Raw genomic sequence first — 18,417 nt, forward strand, 5'->3', positions numbered from 1 at the left:
GCGTAACAAGGGCGTAACAGCGGGGCCGTTCGTTACGCTGGTGTTACGCTCGGAGCCTGTCGCGTGGGCGGGCGTTACGGTGGCTGCGGGGGCCGCCCTGCTAAGGTCCGGGGCATGCGAAGCCGCGTCCCGTACCTCGTCGCGTTGTCCTTCGTGTCGGCCTGGGGTTGCGCTCCCCGGGAGACCGCGGGGTTCCACCCGCCGACCGATCCGTCGAGCCTCCGGGCGAGCTCGACGACGAGCCGAGGGGATCTCGACTTCGCGAATCAGGCGAGCGCCACACGCGACGCGCGGCCGCACGAGGTGGGGCTCGCCACGTGGTACGGCGACCGCCTCGCAGGGAACAAGACGGCGAGCGGGGAGATCTTCGATCCGCGCCGCATGACGGCGGCGCACCGCACGCTCAAGCTCGGCACGTGGGTCGAGGTGCGACGGGTAGACACCGGCACGACGGTGCGCGTGCGCATCAACGATCGAGGGCCGTTCGGCAAAGAGCAGACGCGGATCATCGATCTCTCGCGCGCCGCGGCCGAGCGCCTCGGGATGATCCGCGACGGCGTCGTGCGCGTCGAGGTGCGTGTAGTCGACGGCCCGTGAGCGGCACGCCCACGCGCGCGCGAAAGTGAGCTAGCGTCATGCCGTGGCGTGGTTGATTCGGCCGATCGTGCTCGCGAACGCGTGGGGCGTAAGCTCGCGCACTGTGACCGAGTGGATCCGCACGGGCCGGCTCCCGGGGGTGCGCACGCCGGGGGGGCAACACCGGGTGCGGGTCGACGCGATCGCGAAGTTCTGCGACGCCGAAGGTCTGCCCGTGCCCAAGCTCGCTTCGGGCCGTGAGCTCACCGTGCTCGTCGCGAAGCGCCAGAACCTCGACGTGCGTCCCCTGCGGCGCGCGCTTCGGGCGCTCGACGTCGACCTCGAGGTGACCACCTCGGGCGCGGGGGCGCTCCTCGCCGTGGCGTCGGATCCCCCGGGCGCGCTCGTGCTCGACGCGCAGCTGCCGGGCCTCGACGTCGTGTCCATTCTGAGGGCCCTCGCCGAGTCACCGAAGACCGCGAAAATCCCGATCCTCGTGTGTGACGCGCCGAAGCTCAGGGTGGCTCGCTACCTCGACGCCGGCGCGCACGCCGTGGCCCTCCGCGGAGAGATCGCCACCCTCGCCGAAGAGCTCGCGCGCCTCGCCCGACCGTGAGCAGCGAGCGACCCCACGCGCGACGGGCCCTCTCGCAGGCTCGTCACCGCCGACGCGCCTCGATCGCTACCTTCGCGGCGTCGACGATCGCGCGCGCGAGGTGCGTCTTCTCCCCATGGGGCAACCAGGACGCGCCCGCTTCGGACACGAACGCCACGCGCGACGATTCTCCCCCGAGAGCCTCGTCGGCGCGGTTCGCCACGACGAGGTCCACGCGCTTCTCGTGGAGCTTCTTACGGGCGTAGGCGAGCACGGCGTCGTCGGAGCCCGTCTCGAGGGCGAACCCCACGAGCGCCGCACCTTCCGCCGCGCGCGTGGCGCCGATCGCCGCGAGGAGGTCGGGGTTGCGAACGAGCGCGAGGTCGGGGGCGCCCTCGCCGGCGGCTTTTTTGATCTTCTCCGTCTTCGGCTCGGCCGGGCGAAAGTCGGCCACGGCCGCGGCCATGACGAGGAGGTCGGCGCCGAGCGCCTCGGGTCCGAGCACGTCGCCGAGCGCACGGCCCATTTCGAACGCCGTGGTCACGTCGACCCGCGTCACGTTCGCGGGGCTCGGCTCGGCGGTCGGCCCGGCGATCAAGGTCACGCGAGCGCCGCGGCGGGCGGCTTCCGATGCGATGGCGAACCCCATTTTTCCGCTCGATCGATTCCCGAGGAAACGCACGGGATCGATCGGCTCGTGGGTCGGACCGGCCGTGACCACGACGTGCCGCCCGTCGAGATCCCGTGGCCCCAGCGCGCGCGCGAGCGCGGACACGACGTCCCCGGGCTCGGCCATGCGTCCCTCCCCGACGTCGCCCGAGGCCACCTCGCCGACGACGGGCCCCACGAGCTCGACTCTGCCGTCGAGGGCGAGCGTGCGCACGTTTCGTCGTGTCGCGGGGTGCGCCCACATCCGCGGGTGCATCGCGGGCGCCACGAGCACGGGGCCTCGCGCGGACAGGACCACCGCGGAGAGCAGGTCGTCGGCGCGGCCCTGCGAGAGGCGCGAGAGGAAATCGGCCGTGGCGGGCACCACGAGGACCGCGTCGGCCTCGTCGGCGAGCATGACGTGGAGCTCGCCCGAAACCCCCGCATCCCACATGTCGGTGTGCACGGCTCGTCCGGTGATTCCCGAGAACGTCACCGCTCCGACGAAACGTTCGGCCGACCGCGTGAGCACCGGGACGACCTTCGCGCCGGCCTTCCGAAGGAGGCGCGCCACCTCCACGGCCTTGTACGCGGCGATGCTTCCTGTGACCCCGAGAACGACGGTTCGACCTTGAAGTGCGGACACGCGGCGTATGGTAGCGTCCTTTGCGCCGCGCGGCGTGTCGACCGCGCCTTGGCCTCCCCGACCCATGAATTCCTCGCTCGCCCGCTCGATCCTCCCTGTCCTCGCCACGCTCGCGCTCGCCGCGTGCTCCAAGCCAGAGCCCCTGTCGGGCACCTACACGGCCACGTGCACGTTCAAGGGCGCCTACCGCGGGGGTGGGCGAGCCGACTCGACCTGGACGCGTCAATGCACGATCACCCTCGAGCCTCGGAGCGACACGGACGTCGCCATGCGGTTCGATACGGGCGACGCCATCGAGTGCTACGGGCACGCGCTCCAGTCGGGCTCGATGGGCGAGCGCAAGATCTCGTTCCCCAACAACGACCTCACCTGCCGCGCCAAGACTCTCCCCGCGCCTGCGGGCGTGGCCGTCGAGCAGTGCCCCATGCCGGCCACGTTCGACATCGTCGAGACCGCCGACAAGAACAAGAAGATCACGCTCGGCGTGAAGTCCACGCTCGACGTCGCCGACAAGCGCGCCTGCGTGTTCGCGTACTTCGAGAAGGTGACCGTCGAAGGCAAGCTCGTCTCCGGTGGCAAGCCCGTCACCATCGAGGCCTTCCAAGACGCCGGGGTGCTCCTTCCCCCGCCGATGCCGAGCCACGACCTCCCGCCGCCCTTCCCGCTCGGCCCTCGCGACGCCGGCCCGAATGTCGCCGACGCGAGCGCTCGCGACGCCGCGACGAAATAGGTCGTTCGACCTAAACGTTGACGCTCACGGGGGCGACGAGACGAACGTGTCGACGACCTCGGCGCGCGGGATGGGGCCGAAATGCCCCGGAAAGAACGTGTCGACCGAGGCCGCTTCGCGCACGAGCAGCGACTGGATGGTGCGGCGATTTCCCTCGAGGTCGCACATGTAGAAATGCACCTCGGCGCCGTCCCCGACGATGCCCCCGCGGAACAGATCCCCGACGAGCGCCGCCCTCCCCACGACGACCGCGAGCGACCCTGGAGTGTGGCTGCCCACCGGCACGATGCGCGCGTTCGTGCCCGTGATCTCGGAGAGCGACATCGGCCCGTCGACGAGGACGTCGGGCTCGACGGGGTCGAACGTCTGCACGAAATCGGTCTCGTAGCGAAAGCGCGCGATCGCGCCCACGGGGCAGCTCCGGTCGTTCTTCCCGCTGCGAAGCATGCCGAGATCGGCGCGACCGGCGACGATGCGGGTCCTGTACTTTTGCTGGAAGTAGCGGGCGCCGCCGGCGTGGTCGTGGTGCCCGTGCGTGAGCACGATGGCCTTGAGCGACTCGGGGGGGACTCCGATGGCCCGAAGGTCGATCTCCATCGACGTCGCCGTGCCCTTGAGCCCCGAGTCGACCGCGAAGGCCGAGCCCTTCTCGACCACGACGTGCATGTTCGCGTGGTCGTGCGTGATGGTGTGCACCACCACGTCGCCCAAGGTGGTCTTTTGGTAGTACGAGGCGCAGCCGGGAAACACGGTCGACGCGACCACGGCGAGCGCGGCGAGCCACCCGAGGTCAGTCGACGCCTGGGTTGTCGGGGTCTTTCGGCTCACGTTTTTTTCCCTCGCGCGGCTTGATCTCCTGGGTGAACCCCTCGCGCACGGTCCACCCGTACGAGCCGTACTTGCCCGGCACGCGTGACTCGACCGTAGCACCTCCGCGCTCGCTCGAGCCCGGCCTCGCGCTCGGACCTTGCGTGATCGTGAGGAGCTCGTCGGCCACGTACTCGGCGTGGGAGTCGTCCTTCGCTTCGAAGCTCTTGTCGGGCTCGCCCGTGCCGACGCGCCAGATCTGCGTCGTCGGAGGGTACGAGTCGATCGTCTTCTCGCGCGCGGCGAACGGCCCGTCGCGAACGATGCGGTAGCGCGTGACGTAGAACCCGGGGATGCCACGCTGGACGAGCACGCGCTCGCCCTTCGGGATCTTCGCGTCGGGGATCTCTTTCTCTTTGAACGGGGTCGCTTGGTTCACCTTCCGGAAGAAGGTGACGTCCCTCGTGCGGGGTGGGCCGAGGATCTCGGCGCGGACCTCGCCGTTCTCGACGACCTCGTGAAACACCACCGGAAATGGGAATGGATTCCGCAACTTGAGCGTGATCGTCGGGTAAACGACGGTCGAGTCCATGCCCATCTTGATGTAGCCGCTCGGGCGCGTGTGCGGCCTGCGATCGACGACCTCGAGCCCCGCGAAGAACGCCGCCCCATGGAGGGTGCCCGAGATCTGGCAGGTGCCGCCGCCCATGCCGTCCACGAGCTCGCCCTGCGAGATGACCGTGGCCACCTTGTACCCGTTGGCCTCGTCGCGCGGGCCGACGATCTGGTTGAAGTCGAACGTCTCGCCGGGCATGAGCACGTGGCCGTCGAGCTTCGACGCGGCGATGCGGAGGTTGAAGGTCCGCGCCTCGTGGGCGTTGTCGCGGGCGTACTTCGTCGTAAAGTAGCCGAGCACGTCGTCGTAGCGGACCTCTCGGATTTGCTCGGCGGTGCGCGACGCCGGGATCGTCTCGACCACGGCCGCGATCTCGCCCTCCCCCTTGGAGATCGCCGCGTCGAGGCGCGCCAGCGTGGCGTGCACGTCGACACGCTGGCCCGGTGCGTCGGGGAGCACCTTGCGCGTCTTGAAGTCGAGGCGCGCGTCGAGGGGAGCGTGATCGAGCTCGTCCTTCACCGTGAGGAGGGCCGCCTCGGCGCGCGTGGCGTCGACGCTGACCGGGAGCGGGAGCTCGAGCGCCCTGCCCCTCGCGACGGCGTCGTGGGCGCGACGCATCGCCGAGCGCGGATCGCGGAGCTGCGCCACGATCGCCGAGAGCCGCGCAGGATCCACGCGCGCGCCAAGCTCCGACCGAGGCCGGGAGATGGACCGACCGCCTTCGACCTTGATCGTGAGCGGCTGCGACACGTAGTCACGCGCGATCGATCGCGCGGCCTCGAGCGTCTTCTCGTCGTCGTCGAGCGGGAGCGGCTTCTTGTCGAGCAAGACGGTGGGCGTCGGCGTCGCCGGCCCCGACTTCGACGCCCGAGGCGGCACCGCGAGGAACGCCGCCACGACACCGAGCACGGCACACACGGACAAGCGTGCAAGATGCACGCGCCCCTCGGGACCACCGAACCATGCCGGACGCACCGCGCCTACCGTCGCCACGGCTCTCTCTTCTTGCGTCGCGCGGAAAAAATCAAGGCGCCCGCGGTGGCGCGGGGCGAGAATCGTGCCTCGGCGCCCTGCCCGACCGCGCCCGAGGTCGGCAGAGCACGCCCGTGTCCGCGCGCGTTGTCATGGCGCCTGCGGCGTGGTAGTCGCCCGCCCCCATGGCGCTCTCCGTCGGCATCGTCGGCCTCCCCAACGTGGGCAAGTCCACCCTCTTCAACTCGCTGTCGTCGGCGAAGGCCGAGGCGGCAAACTACCCGTTTTGCACGATCGAGCCGAACGTCGGGGTCGTCGTCGTCCCCGACCCGCGCCTCGCCGCGCTCGACACGGTGATCCACGCCGAGAAGATCGTGCCCACGCACGTGAACTTCGTCGACATCGCGGGGCTCGTGCGGGGGGCGTCCAAAGGCGAGGGCCTCGGCAACCAGTTTCTTTCGCACATCCGCGAGGTCGACGCGATCGTCCAGGTCGCGCGGTGCTTCGAGGACGCGAACGTGGTCCACGTCGAGAACCGCGTCGACCCGGTGAGCGACATCCTCACGGTCACGACCGAGCTTTGCCTGAAAGACCTCGAGACCGTGCAGAAGCGCCTCGAGCGCGCGAAGAAGATGCTCAAGGGCGGAAGCGCCATCGAGAAGCTCGCGGTCGAGATCTGCGAGCCCCTCGCCAAGCACCTCGACGAGGGCAAGCCGGCGCGCACGTTCGTGCTCCCCGAGCACAACGACACGGCCACGGTCATGCGCGAGATGCAGCTCCTCACGGCGAAGCCCGCGTTCTACGTGGCCAACGTCGACGAGGCGTCCCTCGGAGAGGCGAACCTCGAGAAGAACGCGCACTACCGCGCGCTCAAGGCTCACGCCGAGTCGGAGGGTGCGCCCATCGTCGCCGTGTGCGCGGCCCTCGAGGAGCAGATCGCGCAGCTCGAGCCGGCCGACCGCCCCGCGTTCCTCGAGGCCGCCGGACTCTCGGAGCCGGGCCTGAACGCGGTGATCCGCGCTGGCTACAAACTCCTCAATCTATTGACCTTTTTCACGGCCGGGAAGGTCGAAGTGCGGGCCTGGACGACCAAGGTCGGGGCGAAGGCGCCTCAAGCCGCGGGCGTCATCCACACGGACTTCGAGAAGGGCTTCATCAAGGCCGAGGTCATGTGGTGGGAGGACCTCGTTCGCCTCGGGAGCGAAGCCAAGTGCCGCGACGCCGGCAAGCTCGCGATCGAAGGCAAAGAGTACGTGATGCGCGACGGCGACGTCGTGCACTTCCGCTTCAACGTCTGAGCGCGAATACGAAACGAGGCCGACGACTCTGCGTCGGCCTCGTTTCGGCCCGCACGTTTCGGTTCGCGGCAGGCAAACGCGCTTGCGCGGCCGAACGTCGTGGGCCGTTTTCACGCGGTCGCTCGGCGTGCCGAGCTGGCTCGGGCACGCGCCGACGCTCGGTCCCGTTCGTGAGAAACGGAGACCGAGCGCCGCGGAGCGCCGTCACATGCGCATCGAGATCGAGTAGCCGAGGTCGACGAGGACGCCGATGCCGATGCCGACGCCGCCGAGGATCGTGGCGAGCTTCGCCTTCTGTTGGGCGGTCGCCATGTCGCCCGACGCCTTCGCGCTCTTCGCCTGCTGCGTGAACACGATGGCGACGACGCCCAGCACGAAGCTGATGCCGCAGCAGAAGCACGAGAGGATGCCGAGGATGAGGGGGAGCGTCGTGTTGACGTCTCCGCCGGCACCCCCTCCCATCGGAGCGCCCCCCATCATCGGAGGACCGCCCATCGGAGGACCCATCGGGGCGCCTCCCATGGGAGGACCGCCCATCGGAGCGCCTCCCATCATCGGAGCGCCTCCCATCGGAGCGCCTCCCATCGGAGCGCCTCCCATCGGAGCGCCTCCCATCGGGTCAGGGGCGCCGAACCCGGCCTGAGGCGCCGGCGCACCGAACCCGGCCTGAGGCGCTGGCGCACCGAACCCGGCCTGAGGCGCGGGCGCGCCAAAACCGGCCTGAGGCGCGGGCGCGCCAAAACCGGGATCTCCCATCGGGGCGGGCGGAGGCGGCTGACCGAAGCTCGGATCACCCATCCCCGCGGGGGCGACCGCCGTGGCCCCGAAGGCGAAGTCCGGCGATGGGGCGGGGGGCGGCGGACCGCCGAAGGCCGGCGCTTCGGGCGCCGGAGCGAACGGCGGTGCCGCGGGGGGTGCGCCGAAGTCGAGCGGGGCCTCCGGAGGCGCGGGCGCCGCACCGAACGAGGGCGGGGCGACGCCGACCATCGTGCCCTTCAGCTTCGATGGGGCAGCCGGACGGGGAGCCGCACCGACGGCACCGGCGCCGCCAGCCGCGGGAGGCTGAGCGCCCCCTTGCTCCGCGTTCATCATGAGCATCGTGCCCTTGAACTTCGGTGCCGCGGATCCCTTCAGGGCGAACCCACACTTGACGCACGTCTGAGCTGCTTCCGCGTTTTGATTCCCGCAGTTGGGGCAGAACATCGATCCTCCGAAAGAAGGGAGACGAAACGGCGCGGGGGCCTCCGAGAGAAGGCTGCCCCGTGCCCGTGAAAGGCAAACGTGACGGATGCGGACATCCGGCGCGGACGGGAGGATATCCCCCGGGCTTCTTCAATCTCAAGTCCATTGCCTTCTTTTGGGTTTCGTGGCCCGAAGCGCGGCCGTTTCGCGTCGCGCATTCGTTGCGCGATTCCCGCCACTTCGGGCCGCTATCCCTGCTTGACAGGGTGCATCGCACCCGCCTAGCGTTCGCGCGGTTTTTAGGGGGCTTTCGCACGCCGCCTCCTCGGCACCGCCCCGGCCCCGCGCCCGCGGTCCCACCACCCGACCCGCCGCCAGGACATCCCAACGTTATGCCCTTCGAGCTCAGCCCCGAACGCGAACAGACCCTCACCGATATCCTCGGCCGCTACCCGAACAAAATGGCGGCGTGCATCCCGCTCCTGCACCTCTGCCAAGAGCAAAACGGCTGGGTTTCCGAGGACGTGATGGCCTTCGTTGCATCCCGTCTCGAGCTCCCGATGGCCCACGTGCAGGGCGTCGTCACGTTCTACACGCTCTTCAACCAGAAGCCGGTCGGCAAGCACCAGGTCTGGGTCTGCCGCACCCTCCCCTGCGCCCTCCGCGGCGCCGGCGAGCTCCTGCACCACTGCGAGAAAAAGCTCGGCATCCACGCGGGGGAGACTACGCCGGACGGCGCCATCACCCTACGGACGGCCGAGTGCCTGGCGAGCTGCGGGACCGCGCCGATGATTCAGGTCGACAAGGACTACCACGAGAACCTCACGCCCGAAAAAGTGGACGCGATTCTCGACGGTCTCCGTCGCTGAGCACCTCGAAACTACCGGAGACATCGATGCTCAAGCACACGAATCTACTCACGAAAGTCTACGGAATCAAAGACGGCCACACGTTGGCCGTGTACGAGCGTGAGGCCCGCGGTTACGAGGCCGCGAAGAAGGTCCTCACCTCGATGACCCGCGAGCAGGTCGTGGACGAGGCCAAGAAGGCCAACATCCGCGGTCGTGGCGGCGCAGGCTTCCCCATGGGGATCAAGTGGAGCTTCATGCGGCCCCACCCGACGAAGCCCGCCTACCTCGTCTTGAACGCCGACGAAGGCGAGCCCGGCACCCACAAAGACCGCACGCTCATGGAGCAGAACCCTCACGCGGTCATCGAGGGGTGCATCATCGGGTGCTACGGGATCGGCGCCCACACGGCCTACATCTACGTCCGCGACGAGCTCCACCTGTCGAAGGCCCGCCTGAACGACGCCATCAAGGAAGCACGCGCGAAGGGGTACCTCGGCGCGAAGCCCTTCGGAAAAGACTACGCGGTCGACGTTCACGTGCACACGGGAGCCGGCGCCTACATCTGCGGCGAAGAGACCTCGCTCTTGAACTCGCTCGAGGGCCGCCGCGGCGAGCCTCGCCTGAAGCCCCCCTTCCCCGCCCAGGTCGGCGCGTTCGGCTGCCCCACCACGGTGAACAACCTCGAGACGATCGGCGTGGTCCCGAGCGCATTTCTCATGGGCTGCGAGGAGTTCTCGAAGCAGTCGGCCCTCCACCACATCGGGGACGGCGGCGTTCGCCTCTACGGCGTGAACGGTCACGTGAAGAAGCCGGGCGTCGTCGAGCTCGCGGTCGGACCGACCCTTCGAGAGCTCATCTACGACATCGGCGGCGGTGTGCTCGGCGACAAGCCGCTCTGGGCCATCATCCCCGGCGGCTCGTCGACCCCCGTGCTCCGCGCCGACGAGCTCGTGAACGCCCCGGACGAGAAATCGCCGCTCCACGAGTACCACGGCAAGAGCATCCTCGACGTGCCCATGGGCGTCGACACGGCGCGCGGCCTCGGCACCATGCTGGGGACCTGCTGCATCACGGTCATGGCCGAGGGGACGAGCCCGGTCGCCGCGATGCACAACCTCATGCAGTTTTACCGCCACGAGTCGTGCGGCCAGTGCACGCCGTGCCGCGAGGGCTCCGGCTGGCTGCTCCGCATCTGCGAGAAGCTCATGAACGGTACGTGCACCATGCAGGAGCTCGACACGCTCCACGAGGTCGCCAACAACATCATGGGCAACACCATCTGCGCGTTCGGCGAGGGCACGGCGATGCCGGCGCTCGGCTTCCTGAAGAAGTTCCGTAAGGACTTCGAGGCCTACGTCCGCGACCCGAAGGCCGGCAAGCGCGCCACCCTCGTCGTGGAGGGCGAGAGCTTCCTGCCTTCCCACGCTCAAGCCGCCGAATGACTCGACGCCACCGCCCCTCGGCCCCGCAACGCGGACCGAACCTCGGAACCAAGGACCACCCGTGAATCTCGGACAAGCCTACTTCTGGATCTGCGCCACCATGGCGGTCATCGGAGCGATCGCCACGGTCGCTGCGAAGAACCCCATCCGCGGCGCCATGGGCCTCTTGCTCATGATCTTGAACATCGCGGGGCTCTTCCTCGCGCTCCACGCGCAGTTCCTCGCGGCGATCCAGCTCATCGTGTACGCGGGCGCGATCGTGGTCCTCTTCCTGTTCGTGATCATGCTCATCGGTCCGTCGGCGAGCACGCCGTCGGACAAACGCGGCCTCCCGAGCCGCGTGGTGGGCGCGGCAGCCTTCGGGCTGTCGGGCATCGCGGCGATGGGCCTGCTCGTCCGCGCGGGCCTCGCGGCCGCCGAAGCGAATCCGGGCGCGGGCACGGAGCCTCCGCTCCCTCCGAACGACTTCGGCACGATCGACACCCTCGGCCGCCTCCTCTTCACCCAGGGGCTCGTACCTTTCGAGCTCTCGAGCGCGCTGCTCATGGTCGCCATCATCGGGGCCGTCGCCGTCGCGCGCGGCAAGCAGCCCGCCCCCGCCGTCGACACGAAGGTCGCGGCCAAGGCCAAGACGAAGGAGATCGCCTCGTGATCACCACGAACAGCTACGTGTTGCTCTCCGCCATCCTGTTCACCATCGGCGGCATCGGGTTCCTCGTGCGCCGCAACGTGCTCGTCACCCTGATGAGCATCGAGGTGATGCTCAACGCGGTGAACGTGGCGCTCGTCGCGTTCAACCGGTCGATGCCCAAGGCCCACACCGGCCAGCTCTTCGCGTTCTTCCTCATCGCCGCCGAGGCGGCCGAGGTCGCCGTCGGTTTGGCCATCGTCATCTCGATCTTCCGTCTTCGCCGCTCGGTGCGCACGGACGAGGCCGACCTCCTCAAGAACTAGCGCCCCCGTCTCGCAGACGGGCCAAAATGTCGAACCTTTTCGATATCTTCCACCAAGGACACCACGTCCGATGCTCAAGTTTCTGACCACGCTCTTCCCCACCGGCGACTTCGCGCTGCTCGCGCTCGTCCTGGGCATGCCGCTCCTCGGCGCCATCGTGAATGGCATCTGGGGCCAGCGCCTCGGCAAAAAAGCCGTCAAGACCATGGCGCTCTCGGCCATGGGCATCGCGTTCGCCGGTGCGGTCGTGACGTTCCTCGTGCTCGACCGTGAGTCGTCGCAGCACCCCGGCCACCACGTGAAGCTCTCGTGGCTCGCGTGGCAGTGGATGCGCACGACCGGGGCACGCGAGATGACCGTGCCGATCGAGCTGAAGTTCAGCGTCGACGCGCTCTCCGGCGTGATGATGCTCGTCATCACGGGGGTCGGCTTCCTCATCCACCTCTACGCGTCGTCCTACATGGAGAACGACAAGGCGTACTGGAGGTTCTTCGCCTACCTGAACCTCTTCGTCTTCTCGATGCTCGTCCTCGTGTTGGGCGACAACCTCCCGGTGCTCTTCGTCGGGTGGGAGGGCGTGGGCCTCTGCAGCTACCTCCTCATCGGCTTCTGGTACCAGCACGGACCGAACGCCCAGGCGGGCAAGAAGGCGTTCGTCGCCAACCGCATCGGCGACTTCGGCCTGCTCTGCGGCATGTTCCTGCTGGTGCACTACACCGGCGCGCTCGACTGGAGCGGCATCGAGCAAGGGTCGGGCTCGCTCGTGAGCCAGGCCGATCAGATGCAGGTTCACCTCTGGCCCATCGGCGGCGGTCAGTTCCAAGGGTTCTTGGCCTTCCTCCAGCCGAAGACTCCCCTCGTCATCACGGGCGCGACGGCGGTCGGGCTCATGCTCTTCCTCGGGTGCACCGGCAAGAGCGCGCAAATCCCGCTCTACGTGTGGCTCCCCGACGCCATGGCGGGCCCAACCCCGGTCTCGGCGCTCATCCACGCGGCCACGATGGTCACGGCCGGCATCTACCTCGTCTGCCGCCTCTCGTTCGTGTTCGTGCTCTCGCCCTTCACGATGGCGGTCATCGCCTTCACGGGCGCGTTCACGGCGCTCTTCGCGGCCACGATCGCGCTCGTGCAGAACGATCTGAAGAAGGTGCTCGCCTACTCCACGGTGAGCCAGCTCGGGTACATGTTCCTCGGCGTCGGCGTCGGCGCGTTCACCGCGGGCTTCTTCCACGTGTTCACGCACGCGTTCTTCAAGGCCTGCCTCTTCCTCGGCGCCGGCAGCGTCATCCACGCGATGCACGCGCGCATCCACGACGACGTGAAGTCGCAGGACATGCGGAACATGGGCGGCCTGCGCAAGTACATGCCGTACACGTTCTGGACGTTCGGCGCGGCCACGCTCGCCATCATCGGCTTCCCGCTCACATCCGGCTTCTTCTCGAAGGACGAGATCCTCTTCAAGGCCTTCGTGAACCATCCGGTCAACCCCGCCGCCGCCCACATGGGCGCCAAGGCCGCGGAGAAGCTCTGGCAGCAGCCGACGTGGATTGGCCCGGTCCTCTGGGCCATGGGCCTCGCGACGGCCGTGCTCACGGCGTTCTACATGTCGCGCGCCTTCATCCTCACCTTCTTCGGTGACTTCAAGGGGTGGACGATCGGCAAGGCGCCGGCGAGCGAGCACCACGATCACGACGACCACGGCGACCACGGTGACGACGACGATCATCACCACGAGGAAGACCTGAAGGTGCCGGGTGCGGCTCCGCACGAGTCGCCTTGGCAGATGACCGTCCCCCTCATGATCCTGGCGACGTTGTCTCTCGCGGGTGGTTTCTTGAACCCCGGCCTCTTCGCCGGGCTCTTCAAGGATCACAAGCCGCCGATGGAGCACTGGCTCGAGCCGGTGTTCGAAGAGGCCGAGAAGGCGATTCAGGTCCTGCCGAACGCCGAGGCGGCTCACCACAAGGAATACCCGCTCACGGCGGCGGCCTTCGCGGCCTTCGCGGTGGGCACCTTCGTGGCCTACCAGTTCTACATCGCCAAGAAGGGCCAGCCCGCGAAGGACATGGCCGAGAAGGCGCCGGGGCTCCACAAGCTGCTCGTCGACAAGTGGCGGGTGGACGAGCTCTACGACGCGACCGTGTGGAACGGCGTCGACGCGCTCGCCGACACGGCCATCTCGGTCGATCAGAGCTTCTTCGACGCGATCATCGCCCGCCTCACGGCCCTCGTGGTCGCGGCGCTCGGCACGGTCCTCCGGGTCTTCCAGAACGGCGTCGTTCACGTTTACGCCGGGGCGATGGCCCTAGGCATCGTGCTCATCGGCTGGTTCGTCGTCGTCCCCCGGGCCGACGTCTCGACCCGCGCCACGGGCAACGGCGACTACGTCCTCGAGGCCGCGCCCGGCATGGGCTACGGCTACCGGTGGACGCCCGAAGCCTCCGGCAAGCCGCAGGACGACAAGTTCTCGCCCGCGAGCACGCAGCTCAAAGTGCACCTCGACGCCGACAAGACCCAGACGGTCAAGCTCGAGGTCAAGAACGCCTTCGGCTTCCAGGCCTCGCGCGAGGTCACGCTGAAAGGTCCCACGAGCGAGAAACCCGAGAAGCTCGGCTCGGTCGATCTCCCCTCCGACAACCTGGGTAAGAACTGATGTCCGCCGTCCAATCACCCGAGCCCGCACAGAAGAACGCGCCGTACTCCGTCCTCGTGGTCGGGGCGATGCTCCTCGTTCTCGCGAGCGCGTCTTACATTGTCGTACCCGACTTCCTCGCGAAGGTGCTCGGTCGGCTCGGGGGGCTCCTCCCCTTGCTCGTCCCTGCCCTCGTCGTCGGCGCGATCCCGCGGAACCGCTCGTGGGGGGTGCGCATCACGATGGGGCTCATCGCGGCCCTGCTCGCCCTCTTCGTCCAGCGCATGTGGCCCGCAGCCGCGGAGGCCACCGACCCGGCGGAGCTCCCCGCCGAGTCCCACACCATCCTGAGCTGGCTCATCGCGCTCCCCTTCCTCGGCGCGGTGGCCATCCTCTTCGCGCCGCGCCAAGCGCCGCGGACGCTCAAAGCGATCACGCTCGGCGTCATGATCGTGTCGCTCTTCGCGAGCATTCCGCTGCTCCGCGTCTCGATGGGGCGAGACTTCCACTTCGTGCAGGACGTCGTGTGGGTGGAGCGCTTCGGCATCCACTACCACGTCGCGCTCGACGGCATCTCGCTCTGGCTCGTGATGCTCACGGTCTTCACGATGCCGATCGCGGCGTACGTGTCGTTCGGGTCGATCGACACCCGCATCAAGGACTGGTGCTTCTCGCTGCTCGTGCTCCAGGGCGCCATGATCGGCGCGCTCGTCGCGATGGACCTCTTCCTCTTCTACGTCTTCTGGGAGCTCATGCTCATCCCGATGTACGTGATGATCGGGGTGTGGGGCGGCGCGAACCGGATCAAGGCCGCCATCAAGTTCTTCCTCTACACGATGGCCGGCTCCGTGCTGATGCTCGTCGCGATCTTCTACCTCGCGTACACGTACTCGCGCGCGTCGGGTGGGCAGGTGAGCTTCGACTACTTCGAGCTCCAGCGCCTCGCGATCCCGCACAACGTCCAGATCTGGCTCTTCGCCGCGTTCGCCCTGAGCTTCTGCATCAAGGTGCCGATGTTCCCGGTGCACACGTGGCTGCCCGATGCCCACACCGAGGCGCCCACGGGGGGCTCGATCATCCTCGCCGCCGTGATGCTGAAGATGGGTACCTACGGCTACCTGCGCTTCTGCATGGGTCTCTTCCCCGAGGCCTGCGGGTGGGCCGCTCCGACGCTCGGCGGCATCGCCGTCCTCGGAGGGATCCTCTACGGTGCGCTCTGCGCCTGGAAGCAAGACGACGTGAAGCGCCTCGTCGCGTACTCGTCGGTCGCCCACCTCGGGTACGTGATGCTCGGCATCTTCGCGGCCACGCCCGCGTCGATCGAGGGCTCCGTGCTCCAGATGATCAACCACGGCATCTCGACCGGCGCGCTCTTCCTCTTGGTCGGCGCGATCTACGACCGCCGTCACACGCGCATGCTCGACGAGTTCGGCGGCCTCGCGAAGGTCATGCCGGTCTACGCGACGCTCTTCATCATCGTGTCGATGTCGAGCGTGGGCCTCCCGGGGACCAACGGCTTCGTCGGCGAGTTCATGATCATCACGGGCACGTTCACCTCGATCCGCCTGAACCACGTGAACGGCATCCAGGCCGTCGGCGCGGCGATCGGCGTCATCTTGGCCGCGCTCTACATGCTCACGGCCGTCCAGAAGATGTTCTTCGGCAAGATCACGAAGCCCGAGAACAAGAAGCTCACGGACCTCAACGGCCGCGAGCTCATCGCGGTGACCCCGCTCATCGGGATGATCTTCATCATCGGCTTCTTCCCGCAGCTCCTGCTCGAGCCGATGGCCGGGGCGGTCGCGCGCATCCACGACGACTACTCGAGCCGCATCGAGCAGAACCCCGGCCCGAAGTTCTACCAAGGGCCGATCAAGCTCCAGGCCCGCCGCCCGGAGGCCCCTAAGAAGGCCTCGGCGCCCGAACCCGAGAAGGCCCCCGCGGCCGAAGGCCACTGACGCCATGCTCCTCGCCTTTGCACTGTCTCCCCTCTTGGTGGTCGCCGTCGGCGCCCTCCTGCTCATGTTGGCCGAGGCCTTCTCGAAGGTCCGCGCGGGGCTCGCCCTCGGCACGGCCATCGTGTTCTTCGCCGGGCTCGCGTTCTCCGCTTCGGTGTGGCTGTACGGCATCGAGGCGATCCCGGGGGTCGAGGTGCTCGCCCCGTGGCTCGTCATCGACAAGTTCTCGATGTTCATGAACGCGCTGCTCTGCCTCGGAGGCGGCCTCGCCGCGCTCCTCGCGGGCGGCTACCTCCCGGAGCACAAAATCGAGCGTGGCGAGTTCTACTCGCTCCTCCTCTTCGCGACGTTCGGCGCGATGATGCTCGCCGCCTCCGGAGACTTCCTCACCCTCTTCATCGGTCTCGAGACGATGTCGATCGGCGCGTACGCGATGACCGCGTTCCGTCGCACCTCGCCCCGCTCGGCCGAGGGGGCCCTTAAGTACTTCCTCCTCGGGTCGTTCGCCGCCGCGCTCTTGCTCTACGGCTTCGCGCTCCTCTACGGCGCGACCGGCCACACCGACCTCACCGGGGTCGGCGCGAGCATCAAGACGGGCGAGAACGCCCCGATGGTGCTGGTCGCCATGGTGCTCGTGCTCGCGGGCCTCGTCTTCAAGGTGAGCGCGGTGCCCTTCCACATGTGGACGCCGGACGCGTACGAAGGCGCGCCCACGCCCGCGACGACCTATATGGCGGTCGCGGTCAAGAGCGGCGCGTTCGCGATGCTCCTCCGCGTCTTGCTGACGTGCTTCGGTGACGCGCGCTCGATGTCCTGGTCGAGCGGGTGGCCCCCGGTGCTCGCCTGGATCGCGGTCCTCACGATGACCGTGGCGAACCTGATCGCCGGTCGCCAAGAGTCGGTGAAGCGCATGCTCGCGTACTCGAGCATCGCCCACGCCGGCTACCTCCTCGTCGGCGTGGTCGCCACGATGAAGAGCCCCGCGCAAGGAAGCGCGAGCGTACTTTTCTACCTACTCACCTACACGGTCTCCACCGCAGGCGCGTTCGGGACGCTCATCCTCTGCGGCCGCTTCGGCGCCGAGGCCGTGAGCTACGAGGACCTCGCCGGCATCGGTCGCCGACACCCGGCCGCGGCCCTGCCCTTCTCGCTCTTCTTGGTCTCCCTCGCCGGGTTCCCTCCCACGGCCGGCTTCTTCGGCAAGTGGTTCGTGTTCCGGGCCGCCATGGACGGGGGCTTCACGTGGCTCACCATCGTGGCGTTCTTGAACAGCGTCATCGGCGCCTACTACTACCTGCGCGTCCTCGTGTTCATGTACATGCGCGAGCCCGCGGCGGGCGCCCCCGTCGCGACGCCGATGCGCTCGGGCTACGTGAACGCCGCCCTCCTCCTCAGCGCGTTCCTCGTCGTCGTCTTGGGCGTCTCGCCGTCCCTCTCGATCGACGTCGCCATGAAGGCGGCCGCTGCGTTCGGGGCGGGATGAGCTCCTCGGGTCTTCTTCGTTCGGTCGTGGTCGCGGCGCTGCTGGTCGGCTGCCGCGACGCTCCGAAGGACGACGGCCCGAAACCTCCGCCGAGCGCGCCGCAAGCCGAGGCGGCCACGCCCACGCCGACCGCCGCTCCCGCGGCCACGTACTACGACGCGGCCAAGGTGAACGAGATCATCAACCCGTCGAAGCTCCCGACCTACCAAGGGCCTACGGGGAGCGTCGAAGGAACGATCGTCGTGAGAGGTGCGCCGCCACCGGCGACGACCGGCAAGCGCGCCGACTTCTCCAAGTGCCCCGAGGCAGCGGCCGTGTACGGCTCTTCCTTTCGCGTGGGGGCGACCGTCGGGGAGGGGCGCACGCTCGCGGACGCAGTCGTGGCGGTGACCGGGTACGAGGGGTTCGTGCCTGCGAAGACCGATCACGTCGAGACGTCGTTCGATGCCTGTGCGTACGATCGCCGGACCGTTCTCCTCACGTTCGGTCAGCGCCTCGACGTCTACAACCGCTCCAAGAAGCAGATCGTCACGCCCGACATCGACGGACAGCCGGTGTTGGCGCTCCGCATCGCGGCGCCGCACTCGGTCTCGCCTGTCCACCTCTTCCCACCGAACCCTGGTCGGTTCCACCTCATCGATCGGGGCGTCCTCGGGTACGTCGACGTCGACGTGTACGTGCTCATGCACCCCCTGCACGCGACGACCTCGATCGAGGGCACGTACCGCATCGACGGCATCCCGGCCGGCAAGGCGACGGTCAACGTCGCGCACCCGGCGTTCACGGGCGACGCGGCGAAGGACGTGACGGTGGCGCCGAACGTCGTGACACGCGTCGACCTCGTGCTCTCGTACGGCGAGGACGCGGGCGCGAAGGGCGACGCGGGCGCGAAGGGCGACGCCGGGAAGATCAAGCCCGACCCGCTGCGGTGAGCGAGACGTTCCGCGTGGCGTGAGGCGGCCAACGGAGAGGCGTGCCGCTCGTCCTCCTCGCCGACCGAGCATGGCGCACGAGACGAGCCACGCGA

At 68.4% G+C, this 18,417-nt stretch carries 16 protein-coding genes; 12 read left to right on the plus strand and 4 right to left on the minus strand.

Features of this window, described 5'->3' with window-relative positions; genetic code table 11:
- Nucleotides 1-114: 114 nt before the first annotated feature.
- Together IPK71_22885 and IPK71_22890 are read left to right on the plus strand one after the other, a co-directional pair.
- Nucleotides 115-597, plus strand: coding sequence for a septal ring lytic transglycosylase RlpA family protein (locus IPK71_22885; protein MBK8216587.1), 483 nt, complete (start codon nt 115-117; stop codon nt 595-597).
- Nucleotides 598-640: 43 nt separating this feature from the next.
- Nucleotides 641-1,192, plus strand: coding sequence for a helix-turn-helix domain-containing protein (locus IPK71_22890; protein ID MBK8216588.1), 552 nt, complete (start codon nt 641-643; stop codon nt 1,190-1,192).
- A 43-nt stretch (nt 1,193-1,235) separates the two neighbouring features.
- Here the strand turns inward: IPK71_22890 and coaBC are convergent, their stop codons facing one another.
- Entirely contained in the window at nt 1,236-2,531 is a 1,296-nt protein-coding gene (gene coaBC / locus IPK71_22895; GenBank protein MBK8216589.1) for a bifunctional phosphopantothenoylcysteine decarboxylase/phosphopantothenate--cysteine ligase CoaBC, read from the minus strand.
- Here coaBC and IPK71_22900 point away from each other — a divergent pair.
- Entirely contained in the window at nt 2,530-3,195 is a 666-nt protein-coding gene (locus IPK71_22900) for a hypothetical protein (GenBank protein MBK8216590.1), read from the plus strand. The two genes, coaBC and IPK71_22900, sit on opposite strands and share 2 nt — an antisense overlap.
- A gap of 24 nt (nt 3,196-3,219) precedes the next feature.
- Here IPK71_22900 and IPK71_22905 read toward each other — a convergent pair whose 3' ends face one another.
- A complete protein-coding gene (locus IPK71_22905) occupies nt 3,220-4,023 on the minus strand; it encodes an MBL fold metallo-hydrolase (protein MBK8216591.1) in 804 nt (267 codons plus the stop codon).
- Nucleotides 3,986-5,542, minus strand: coding sequence for a VanW family protein (locus IPK71_22910; protein ID MBK8216592.1), 1,557 nt, complete (start codon nt 5,540-5,542; stop codon nt 3,986-3,988). Before IPK71_22910 ends, IPK71_22905 begins: the two co-directional genes overlap by 38 nt.
- Before the next feature lie 233 nt (nt 5,543-5,775).
- On the opposite strand from IPK71_22910, the gene ychF reads away from it, so the two are divergent.
- On the plus strand, nt 5,776-6,888 hold the full coding sequence (gene ychF / locus IPK71_22915) for a redox-regulated ATPase YchF (protein ID MBK8216593.1): 1,113 nt from the start codon (nt 5,776-5,778) through the stop codon (nt 6,886-6,888).
- A gap of 204 nt (nt 6,889-7,092) precedes the next feature.
- On the opposite strand, the gene IPK71_22920 is transcribed toward ychF, so the two are convergent.
- On the minus strand, nt 7,093-8,091 hold the full coding sequence (locus tag IPK71_22920) for a CD225/dispanin family protein (protein MBK8216594.1): 999 nt from the start codon (nt 8,089-8,091) through the stop codon (nt 7,093-7,095).
- 371 nt (nt 8,092-8,462) lie between these two features.
- Here IPK71_22920 and IPK71_22925 point away from each other — a divergent pair, with 371 nt between their 5' ends.
- The 8 genes from IPK71_22925 (at nt 8,463) to IPK71_22960 (ending at nt 18,322) form a co-directional block, all read left to right on the plus strand.
- Complete coding sequence (locus tag IPK71_22925) at nt 8,463-8,939, plus strand: NAD(P)H-dependent oxidoreductase subunit E (protein ID MBK8216595.1); 477 nt, start codon at nt 8,463-8,465, stop codon at nt 8,937-8,939.
- Between the two features lie 26 nt (nt 8,940-8,965).
- Nucleotides 8,966-10,363 (plus strand): NADH-quinone oxidoreductase subunit NuoF, encoded by a 1,398-nt coding sequence (gene nuoF, locus IPK71_22930; GenBank protein MBK8216596.1) that lies wholly within the window; start codon nt 8,966-8,968, stop codon nt 10,361-10,363.
- Nucleotides 10,364-10,424: 61 nt separating this feature from the next.
- Nucleotides 10,425-11,015 carry an NADH-quinone oxidoreductase subunit J gene (locus tag IPK71_22935; protein MBK8216597.1) on the plus strand — a complete coding sequence of 197 codons (591 nt, stop codon included), beginning with the start codon at nt 10,425-10,427 and terminating at the stop codon, nt 11,013-11,015.
- Nucleotides 11,015-11,317, plus strand: a complete 303-nt coding sequence (gene nuoK, locus IPK71_22940; GenBank protein MBK8216598.1) for an NADH-quinone oxidoreductase subunit NuoK — start codon at nt 11,015-11,017, stop codon at nt 11,315-11,317. The genes IPK71_22935 and nuoK overlap by 1 nt, the downstream gene beginning before the upstream one ends.
- Nucleotides 11,318-11,387: 70 nt before the next feature.
- Nucleotides 11,388-13,970, plus strand: coding sequence for an NADH-quinone oxidoreductase subunit L (nuoL, locus tag IPK71_22945; protein ID MBK8216599.1), 2,583 nt, complete (start codon nt 11,388-11,390; stop codon nt 13,968-13,970).
- Complete coding sequence (locus IPK71_22950) at nt 13,970-15,907, plus strand: NADH-quinone oxidoreductase subunit M (protein MBK8216600.1); 1,938 nt, start codon at nt 13,970-13,972, stop codon at nt 15,905-15,907. The genes nuoL and IPK71_22950 overlap by 1 nt, the downstream gene beginning before the upstream one ends.
- A gap of 4 nt (nt 15,908-15,911) precedes the next feature.
- On the plus strand, nt 15,912-17,390 hold the full coding sequence (locus IPK71_22955) for an NADH-quinone oxidoreductase subunit N (GenBank protein MBK8216601.1): 1,479 nt from the start codon (nt 15,912-15,914) through the stop codon (nt 17,388-17,390).
- Nucleotides 17,387-18,322, plus strand: a complete 936-nt coding sequence (locus IPK71_22960; protein MBK8216602.1) for a carboxypeptidase regulatory-like domain-containing protein — start codon at nt 17,387-17,389, stop codon at nt 18,320-18,322. Before IPK71_22955 ends, IPK71_22960 begins: the two co-directional genes overlap by 4 nt.
- The last annotated feature ends 95 nt before the right edge of the window (nt 18,323-18,417 follow it).

This window comes from Myxococcales bacterium, from assembly GCA_016712525.1.
Classification (GTDB): domain Bacteria; phylum Myxococcota_A; class Polyangia; order Polyangiales; family Polyangiaceae; genus JAAFHV01.

Excerpts from the sequence above, each read along its gene's own strand:
- IPK71_22885 (MBK8216587.1), top strand. The coding sequence starts at position 115 with ATGCGAAGCCGCGTCCCGTACCTCGTCGCGTTGTCCTTCGTGTCGGCC.
- IPK71_22900 (MBK8216590.1), top strand. The coding sequence starts at position 2,530 with ATGAATTCCTCGCTCGCCCGCTCGATCCTCCCTGTCCTCGCCACGCTC.
- coaBC (MBK8216589.1), bottom strand. The coding sequence starts at position 2,531 with ATGGGTCGGGGAGGCCAAGGCGCGGTCGACACGCCGCGCGGCGCAAAG.
- ychF (MBK8216593.1), top strand. The coding sequence starts at position 5,776 with ATGGCGCTCTCCGTCGGCATCGTCGGCCTCCCCAACGTGGGCAAGTCC.
- IPK71_22920 (MBK8216594.1), bottom strand. The coding sequence starts at position 8,091 with ATGTTCTGCCCCAACTGCGGGAATCAAAACGCGGAAGCAGCTCAGACG.
- IPK71_22925 (MBK8216595.1), top strand. The coding sequence starts at position 8,463 with ATGCCCTTCGAGCTCAGCCCCGAACGCGAACAGACCCTCACCGATATC.
- nuoF (MBK8216596.1), top strand. The coding sequence starts at position 8,966 with ATGCTCAAGCACACGAATCTACTCACGAAAGTCTACGGAATCAAAGAC.
- nuoL (MBK8216599.1), top strand. The coding sequence starts at position 11,388 with ATGCTCAAGTTTCTGACCACGCTCTTCCCCACCGGCGACTTCGCGCTG.
- IPK71_22950 (MBK8216600.1), top strand. The coding sequence starts at position 13,970 with ATGTCCGCCGTCCAATCACCCGAGCCCGCACAGAAGAACGCGCCGTAC.
- IPK71_22955 (MBK8216601.1), top strand. The coding sequence starts at position 15,912 with ATGCTCCTCGCCTTTGCACTGTCTCCCCTCTTGGTGGTCGCCGTCGGC.
- IPK71_22960 (MBK8216602.1), top strand. The coding sequence starts at position 17,387 with ATGAGCTCCTCGGGTCTTCTTCGTTCGGTCGTGGTCGCGGCGCTGCTG.